1 protein-coding gene is annotated in these 1,723 nt (G+C 52.1%); it reads left to right on the top strand.

Going from position 1 to position 1,723, the window contains the following annotated elements:
- A partial coding sequence (locus H6B31_RS16555; RefSeq protein WP_204899503.1) for an IS1182 family transposase occupies positions 1-1,551 on the top strand: 1,551 nt, incomplete at its 5' end.
- Positions 1,552-1,723 lie beyond the last annotated feature (172 nt).

Below are 1,723 nucleotides of genomic sequence, written 5' to 3'. Positions count from 1 at the left end.
AAGACAAAGAAAAAGCAAAACCAGTGTACCGTATATGAGCGGAATGGTCAACTGGTACTTGCACTAAATTCAGAAATGATGATACCGGAGGAGGCACCTGTCCGTCTGCTAAACGCCCAGCTTGAGGAACTGGAGTATGGGAAACTGTACGAAGCGTATTCTTCCAAAGGGAGAAAATCGGCGGCGGAACCACGGGTGTTGTTCAAAGTATTGGTACACGGGTATCTGTGCGGGATCTACTCCAGCCGGAAGTTGGAGGAGGCTTGTCAGTACCGCATTGACTTTAGATGGCTGCTGGAGGAGCGGAAGGCGCCGGATCACAGCACCCTGGCGCGGTTTCGAACTGGACGCTGCAAGGAAGCGGTGGAGGATCTGTTCTACCAGTTTGTCCGCAAGCTGGAGGAAGAGGGCGAAACAGACCACAAAGCGGTGTTCATAGACGGCACAAAGCTGGAAAGCCGTGCAGGGCGGTATACCTTTGTATGGCGGAAAACAGTAGAAAAGCGCCTTGGCCAAGTGAAGGATAAGCTAAAATCCATGACCGGATCGAGCAACCTTGCGGCTGTACGCTTCATGCTGGAGGAGGAAGCCGGGAAGATCGCGTTTGTCAGCGGCAAGGGCCGGCGTAAAGGACAGGCTCAGCGGGAATGGGAGACGAAAAAGGCGCTTCTGGAGCGGTGGGAGAGGTACGAAGAAATGCTTTCCATCATGGGCCAGGGGCGTAACAGCTACTCCAAGACCGACACAGATGCAACCTTCATGCGGATGAAGGAAGACCACATGAGAAATGGCCAGCTAAAGCCGGGATATAATGCCCAGATTGCTGTAAACAGCGAATATATCACCGGTTTAGAGGTATTCTCAGACCGTTCGGATGTGAAAACGCTGCGTCCCATGCTGAACACGTTGTCCCGGTGGCACAAGGTGCGCTACGAGGAAGTTGTGGCGGACGCGGGTTATGAAAGCCTGGAGAATTATCTATACCTGGAGCAGAATGGCCAGATGTGCTTCATAAAGCCCACCAACTATGACCAAAAGAAGACAAGCAAGTTTCGCAAGCAGGTGGGCCGCATCGAGAACATGGAATATGACCCCGAAGAAGACTGTTTTACCTGTGTACAGGGCAGGAACTTGCACCTGAGACGGGAGACTACAGAAGTACAGAACGGACAGTTTGTGTCCACCGCCTGGTACCGGTGTGAAGATTGCAGTGGGTGCCCACACCGGACACAATGCTGCCGGGCCAAGGCACCGGATAAGCCCAAGGAGATCATCCTCAAAAAAACCTTCTGGGAAAAACGGGAGCTGGCAGCCAGAAACATTATGACCGAACGCGGAATCCATCTGCGTCTTTGCCGTTCCATCCAGGTGGAGGGCGCGTTTGCTCTGCTCAAAAACGACTTTGGATTCCGCCGCTTCTTGACCTGGGGAAAGGCCAACATCCGCACCGAACTTTTTTTCTTGGCTTTAGCCTTTGACTTGAAAAAGCTGTGGATGAAACGGAAACAGGGCAGACTCCAGTCCCGGGCGTCCATAAAAATGATCTCGTAGTCCCTCAAAAACCAAAAAATTCTCCACACAGGCGCAAGAAAATCGCTTGCGTTTGGTTTACCATACCCATTTTGGGGGGAGTTCCTGCAAATTTCATGGCAATTTCCATTCTTCTGCCCTCCTTAGACGCAAGAAAACCCGCCGCAGAATTTTTCAATTCTGCGACGGGCCC

Source organism: Pseudoflavonifractor capillosus (assembly GCF_016899775.1).
Taxonomy (GTDB): domain Bacteria; phylum Bacillota; class Clostridia; order Oscillospirales; family Oscillospiraceae; genus Lawsonibacter.
Note: the sequence above shows the minus strand (reverse complement) of the source record. Positions and strands in the feature narration are given on the sequence as shown.